Here is a 6,731-nt window from a genome sequence, read left to right on the forward strand (position 1 = left end):
ATCCTGGCGCCGCCCGCGCCACACCCCCCACGCGATCAGCGCGGGCGGCGCCAGGATCAGCCCGTTCAGCCCCAGCGTCGTCAGCCCGCCATGGCCGAACAGCACCGCCTGGAGGAACAGCCCCACCAGGATCGCGGGCACCGCGAACCAGCCCAGCAGCACCCCCATCAGCCCCGCCAGCATCGGATGCACCGTCGTCGGCGGCACCGGCACCGCCACCGAGGCCAGCGCAAAGAACACCGCCGTCAGCATCGCCGCGCGCGGCATCGCCGCGCCGGGATCGGGCAGCCGCGCGATGCGGCCGAGGCTGAGCGCCAGAAGCGCGGCGCAGCCCGCATGGCCCGCCACCGCCATGCCCACCGGCACCAACCCGTCAGGCAGATGCATCGCCATGCCCCCTGCGCCGGAAATACAGCGCCGTTCCCAGCGCCCCCCAGGCCACCAGCGCCACCATCACCGCGCGCTGCATCGGCCCCGCGGTGGTGGCGGGGCGCTCGATCACGGCGGCAGGGACGGGCGCGGTTTCGGGTCCGGCTCCGGGCGCGCCTGCGCCGATCTGCACATGGGTCAGCGCGCCGTGGCCGGCCTGGCGGACCTGGATGCTCCAGCGTCCGGGGAGGGCGGGGTCGGGGACGAACACGAAGCGCCCCTCGGCGTCGGTGGTGCCGCGGTCCCAGGCCTCGGCGGGGGTGTCGGGGGCATAGATGATGACCTGCGCGCCCTGCATCGGCGCGCCGGTGTCATAGCGCGCCAGCAGGCGGACGGCGGTGGCGACCTCGGCCTCCAGCAGGGCGGCGTGCGCCAGCGCGGGCAGCGGCGCGGCCGCCACCAGCCCGGCGAGGATCAGCGCGCCCCGACAAGTGCCCCGAGCCGTGGCCAGAGTCGCGCCCCGACCCTTGTCCCGGGCCGCGCCCATAGCCGCGCCCCGACCCTTGTCCCGGGCGGCGCGGCGTTCAGAGGGGCGTGTCATGGCAGTGCCCCTCGCCGACGTGACCCACATGCAGCCCGTCCATCGAGAACTCGTGCATCCCGCCGTCGGCGAAGGCGTCGAAGCCCACCGCCTGGCGGTTCATCGGGTCGTCGGCCGGGCGGTCGGCACGCCCGAAGACATGGTCGAGGTGCAGCGTGATCTCCAGCGTGCCGCCGGTGTCGGCGGTCACGAAGCCCTTGCGCACATCGCCCAGATACTCGCCGCAGGCATGCGCCACGGCGTCGCGGGTGGCGAGGGTAAAGGTGACCTGCGTGCCGTCGCGGGTGGCGGTGCCCTCGAACACCATCGAGTAGCCGGCGAACGGACCCTCGGGCGCGGGGACCAGCGCCCAGGACAGGGCGTTGTAGTGGCCGGGCGCGGCCGGACGGGTGGCCAGCGCGACACGGCCGTCGGCATCGGCATCGACCAGATCGACGGTGACGGGGCCGTCAAAGGCCACGCCCGCGCCGTCGATGGCGGGGCTGTCGGCCTGGAACGGCGGGTCGGTGCGCCAGGCGGTGATCGCGTCGAAGGTCACGATCACCCGGCTGAAGTCGAGCTGCCAGCCGTCGCGCGTCAGCTCGGGCGCGTGAAAGCCCACGGTGGCCTGGTCCTCGCCGGTGGCGAACAGAGTCAGCGTGTCGGCCTGTGCGGCCATCGCGCCCGCCCCGAGGAGCGATGCGGCAAGGGTGAGACGGATCATCATGGTGTCCTTTCGGTCTGGAAACGGGCCATCGCCACCGCCGCCACCACAGCCGCCACCGCGCGTGGCAGTGTGCGCGGCAGCGTGTTCGGCGGCGACGGCCGGGATGGCCGGGCCATGCGGTTGGCCACGCGGTCGGCCATGCGGTTGGCCATCCGCTCCGGGGGGATCGCTTCCAAAGGACAGGGGCCGTCACACGCGGACGGAGTGCGTCGCAACATGATGATCCTTCCTCCGGACGCCCCGTCCGGTCTGGCGGTCTGCACGGTGGATGGCAGGTCTCCTGGCTCGCGGGTCGCGGCACCCTCCACCTTCCCGGGCGGTCCCGAAGGACCGGTCCAGTGGCGTGGGAGGGCACTCTCCGCTCACAGTTGCGGGGGCAGCACCGGATTTGGTCCCTGGCTTGCGCCGGGTCCGCACCGGTTTCCCTATTCTCCCGGCTTTCACCGGGCACCATCCGGCGGCGACGATAGCCGCGCCGCCCCCCCGGCGCAAGCGGGGTCGGGGGCGATCGCGGGGTGCCGGAATCGGTGGCATCAAGGGCAACAAACCGCACGCAAAGCGGGCATTTCCGGTCTGAACCGATCTGGCGGCAGGATTGTCTACAAAACTATTGACAAACTGGCGGCAACTGCCCGAGCCTCGGAGCCACGGGCCGGAGCAGGCCCGACCCTGATCTTGTCCGGGGATCGCACCCGGGGATCGTATCCGGGTATCACAGCCGACGATCGCATCCGGGCCAACGCAGCCAGTGCACCTGCCCAACAGAAGGAAGCCGCCGATGAGCGTATTGAGAACCACCCTGATGGCCGGCGCCTGCGCCGTGGGCCTCGTGTCGGGCCTCTCGGCCGAAACGCTGCGCTGGGGGGGCGGGCGCGACATCAACTCGATGGACCCGTACTCGTTCGGCTCCAGCTACACGCTGGCGTTCCTCAACCATGTCTACGAGGGGCTGGTGCGCTATGACGAGAACCTCCAGATCGAACCCGCGCTGGCCACCGGCTGGGAGATCCTGGACGAGCGCACCTGGCGCTTCACCCTGCGCGAGGGCGTGACGTTCCACAACGGCGCGCCGTTCACCGCCGATGACGTGCTGGCCTCGCTGACGCGGGTGACGCATCCGACCTCGCCGTTGCGGGGCAACCTGCCGGCCTATGCCTCGGCCGAGGTGGTGGACGACCACACCATCGACATCACCCTGACGGGGCCGTACCCGCTGCTGCTCAATGACCTGACGAACATCCACATCTTCAACGCGCAGTGGCTGGTCGACAACAACGCCGAGCTGCCGACCGACTTCGGCGCGGGGACCGAAAGCTACGCCACCTTCAACGCCAACGGCACCGGCCCCTTCCGCGCGCTGGAGCGCGTGCCCGAAAGCCGCACCGTGCTGGAGGTGTTCGACGGCTGGTGGGACGACGCGCAGCACAACATCACCCGGATCGAGTTCACGCCCATCACCTCGGCCGCGACCCGTGTCGCAGCCCTGCTGTCGGGCGAGATCGACTTCACCGAGGACGCCCCGGTGCAGGACCTCGCGCGGCTGGAGGCGGCGCCCAACGTCACCCCGCTGGTGACATCGGACCTGCGCACCGTGTTCTTCGGCTTCAACCAGAACGAGACGCTGCACGACGGCCGGCCCAACGCCTTCACCGATATCCGGGTGCGCCAGGCGTTCGGCCATGCGCTGGACCTGGAGCTGATCCACCGGCGCATCATGCGCGGCATGTCGCGGGTGTCGGGCTCCATCGTGGCGCCGGAAATCCCCGGCTGGCGCGAGGATCTGGACGTGCCGCCCGCGCATGATCCCGAACTGGCGCGGTCGCTGCTGCAGGAGGCCGGGGCCGAGGGGTTCTCGTTCTCGATCACCTGCGCCTACAACGACTATGTCAACGAGGAAGAGATCTGCAACGCCGTCATCCCGATGCTGAACCGCGCGGGCTTCGACGCGAGCCTGGACATCGGTCCCAGCGCGATCCAGTCGCAGAAGTCGTCGAACCGACAGACCGACGTGTTCATTCTGGGCTGGGCCAACCTGCCGATGCTCGACAGCTTCTCCATCCTGACGCAGGTGATGCATTCGCTGGAGGGCACGCGCGGCGTGTTCAACTGGGGCAGCTGGTCGTACCCCGAGCTGGACGCGCTGATCGACGCGGCCTCGACCGAGCTGGACTTCGACACCCGCATCGGGTTGCAGTCCGAGGCGCTGGAGTTCGTGCGTGACAACGCCATCCTGATGCCGCTGCACCAGCAGCCGATGGCCTGGGCCGCGACCGACCGCGTCTCGGAGGTGCTCCAGCTGGGCGACAACAAGGCGCGCCACTGGAAGACCCGCATCGCCGAGTGACCCGTTCCCCCGGCCGCCCGTCCTGGGGGGCCGGGGTTCCTGCACATCCGGGGGGCCGCCCATGCTCGTGTTCGTCGTCAAGCGCCTGGCCAATGCCGCCATGGTCATGCTGGTCGTGGCGTTCATCGCCTTTCTGATCTTCCGCTTCATCGGCGATCCGGTGAACCTGATGGTCAACGAACAGGCCACCCAGGCCGACCGGGACGAGTTGCGCACGCGCCTGGGCCTCGATCAGCCGTTCGCGGTGCAGTACATCCGCTTTGTCACCAATGCGGTGCAGGGGGATTTCGGCATCTCCTATCGCAACCAGCAGGACGTGATGACGCTGATCGCGGAACGCTTTCCGGCCACGCTGGAGCTGGTGCTGGCGGCGTCGATCCTGTCGCTGGCCATCGGCGTGCCGCTGGGTGTCATCACCGCGATCCACCGCGGCCGATGGTTTTCCGAGGCGTTGCAGTTCGGCTCCATCCTGGGTGTCTCCCTGCCCAGTTTCGTGATCGCGATCCTGCTGATCCTGGTGTTTTCCGTGACCCTGGGCTGGCTGCCGGCGTTCGGGCGCGGCGAGACGGTGCAGATCGGCTGGTGGTCCACGGGCCTTCTGACCGAGTCCGGCCGCCGCGCCATCGTGCTGCCGGCGATTGCGCTCGCGTCCTATGAAATCACGCTGGTGATGCGCCTCGTGCGCGCCGAGATGCTGGAGGTGCTGCGCTCGGACTTCGTCAAGTTCGCCCGCGCCCGCGGCGTGCCGCGCCGGGTGATCCATTTCCGCCACGCGCTGCGCAACTGCCTGATGCCGGTGGTGACGATGACGGCGATGAACGTGGGCACGCTGATCGCCTTTGCGCTGGTGACCGAGACGGTGTTCCAGTGGCCGGGCATGGGCCTTCTGTTCATCCAGGCGGTGACGTTTGCCGACATTCCGGTGATGGCCGCGTATCTGTGCCTTGTGTCCTTCATTTTCGTTGCGCTGAACACGCTGGTCGACATCGTCTATGCGGTGATCGACCCGCGCCTGCGCGACGCCACCGCCTGAGGAAGCGCCATGTCCGCCCCGACCGATCCCACCCCCCGGACCGGCGCGCTGGCGCGCCTGCGCAACAGCGACCTGTGGCGGTCGTTCCTGTCCCATCGCGGCGCGGTGGTGGGGGCGGTGCTGCTGGCGGTGCTGATCGTCTCGGCGTTGCTGGCGCCGGTGATCGCGCCGCAGGACGTGCACGATCCGCGCGCGCTGGACCTGTGGTTTTCCGAACTGCCGCCGGTGTGGGTCGAGGGCGGGGAGTGGCCCTACATCCTGGGCACCGACGTGCAGGGGCGCGACATCCTGTCGGCGGTGCTGTACGGCTCGCGCAGCTCCATCCTGATCGGGTTCTTTGCGGTGCTTCTGTCGCTGGCCATCGGGCTGACGATCGGGCTGGTGGCGGGGTGGATGGGCGGCATCGTCGACAACCTGCTGATGCGGTTCGGCGATGTGCTGCTGTCGATCCCGGCGATCCTGGTGGCGATTCTGGTCTCCAGCCTGGCGATGCAGGTGATCCCGTCGGGCTGGCGCGATGTCACGGCGGGGGCGGTGCTGGTGGCGGCGATCACCCTGTCGAACTGGGTGCAATACGCCCGCATCGTGCGCGCCCAGACGGCGGTGGAGCGGCGCAAGGAATACGTCCAGGCCGCGCGCCTGCTCAAGGTGCCGGCCCGGCGCATCCTTGCGCATCACATCCTGCCCAACACGCTGACGCCGATCCTGGTGGCCGCGACGCTGAGCTTCGGCATGGCGATCCTGCTGGAGGCGACGCTGTCGTTCCTCGGCGTCGGCATGCCGCCCAGCCGGCCGTCCCTGGGCACCCTGATCCGGCTGGGCAACCAGTACCTGTTCTCCGGCATGTGGTGGATCGTGCTGTTCCCGGTGCTGCAACTGTCGCTGCTGGTGATCGCGGTCAATCTGGTGGGCGACTGGTTGCGCGATGCCCTTAATCCCAAGCTGAGGTGACCATGTCCGATCTTCTGTTGCGCAACATCCGTCTGGCCTGCGGCACCCCCGCCGACATCCGCATCGAGGGCGGCCGCATCGCGGCCATCGGCGCGGGCCTCGACGGGCCGGGCCCGGAGGCGGGCGCCCCGCACGCGGACGGCGGCGGCGCCATCGCCCTGCCGGGCCTGGTGGAGGCGCACACGCATCTCGACAAGACGTTGTGGGGCATGGACTGGTACCCCGCCCGCGGCGGCGGCGAGCTTCAGGACCTGATCGACAACGAGCGGGTGTCGCGCGTCCCCCTCGGCCTCGATGTGCACCGCCAGTCGATGCGCCACGCGCTGCGGCTGGTGGGGGCGGGCACGTCGCTGATCCGCAGCCATGTGGACATCGACACCGACCACGGCCTGTCCCTGTTCGAGGGGCTGGCGCAGACCCGCGCCGCGCTGGCCGATCAGGTGGAGATCGAGATCGTGGCCTTTCCCCAATCCGGCCTGCTGGTGCGCCCCGGCACGGTCGCGCTGATGGAGGATGCGCTGGCGGCGGGGGCGGATGTGGTCGGCGGCCTCGATCCCTGTTCGATGGACCGCGACCCCAAGGGGCACCTCGACGCGATCTTTGCCATGGCCGAGCGGTTCGGCAAGCCCGTCGACATCCACCTCCATGAACCCGGAGAGATGGGCGCGTTTTCGCTGGAGCTGATCCTGGAGCGCACGCGCGCGCTGGGGATGGCGGGGCGCACCAG

Annotated in this window: 8 protein-coding genes and 1 riboswitch; of the genes, 4 read left to right on the top strand and 4 right to left on the bottom strand. The window is 69.9% G+C overall.

Annotation, left to right across the window (positions count from 1 at the left end):
• The 4 genes from CCR87_RS07130 to CCR87_RS07145 form a co-directional block, all read right to left on the bottom strand.
• The coding region (locus tag CCR87_RS07130; protein ID WP_201156865.1) for an energy-coupling factor ABC transporter permease at nt 1–387 on the bottom strand (387 nt) is incomplete at its 3' end.
• Nucleotides 374–970, bottom strand: a complete 597-nt coding sequence (locus CCR87_RS07135; protein ID WP_242511902.1) for a carboxypeptidase-like regulatory domain-containing protein — start codon at nt 968–970, stop codon at nt 374–376. The genes CCR87_RS07135 and CCR87_RS07130, both read right to left, overlap by 14 nt.
• The gene (locus tag CCR87_RS07140; RefSeq protein WP_242511903.1) at nt 954–1,673 is read right to left on the bottom strand and encodes a hypothetical protein; all 720 of its coding nucleotides are present in this window, start codon (nt 1,671–1,673) and stop codon (nt 954–956) included. Before CCR87_RS07140 ends, CCR87_RS07135 begins: the two co-directional genes overlap by 17 nt.
• Nucleotides 1,673–1,828: a hypothetical protein gene (locus tag CCR87_RS07145; RefSeq protein WP_207186586.1), complete on the bottom strand. Its 156-nt coding sequence runs from the start codon at nt 1,826–1,828 to the stop codon at nt 1,673–1,675. Before CCR87_RS07145 ends, CCR87_RS07140 begins: the two co-directional genes overlap by 1 nt.
• A gap of 101 nt (nt 1,829–1,929) precedes the next feature.
• Nucleotides 1,930–2,146: riboswitch (cobalamin riboswitch) on the bottom strand.
• Between the two features lie 308 nt (nt 2,147–2,454).
• Between CCR87_RS07145 and CCR87_RS07150 the strand changes: the two genes are divergently transcribed.
• The 4 genes from CCR87_RS07150 to CCR87_RS07165 all read left to right on the top strand — a co-directional run.
• The gene (locus CCR87_RS07150; protein WP_201156868.1) at nt 2,455–4,020 is read left to right on the top strand and encodes an ABC transporter substrate-binding protein; all 1,566 of its coding nucleotides are present in this window, start codon (nt 2,455–2,457) and stop codon (nt 4,018–4,020) included.
• A 61-nt stretch (nt 4,021–4,081) separates the two neighbouring features.
• Nucleotides 4,082–5,053 carry an ABC transporter permease gene (locus CCR87_RS07155; RefSeq protein ID WP_201156869.1) on the top strand — a complete coding sequence of 324 codons (972 nt, stop codon included), beginning with the start codon at nt 4,082–4,084 and terminating at the stop codon, nt 5,051–5,053.
• Nucleotides 5,054–5,062: 9 nt separating this feature from the next.
• Nucleotides 5,063–6,004, top strand: coding sequence for an ABC transporter permease (locus tag CCR87_RS07160; protein ID WP_201156870.1), 942 nt, complete (start codon nt 5,063–5,065; stop codon nt 6,002–6,004).
• Nucleotides 6,005–6,006: 2 nt separating this feature from the next.
• The coding region (locus tag CCR87_RS07165; RefSeq protein WP_338048890.1) for an amidohydrolase family protein at nt 6,007–6,731 on the top strand (725 nt) is incomplete at its 3' end.

This window comes from Rhodobaculum claviforme, from assembly GCF_016653255.1.
GTDB lineage: Bacteria > Pseudomonadota > Alphaproteobacteria > Rhodobacterales > Rhodobacteraceae > Rhodobaculum > Rhodobaculum claviforme.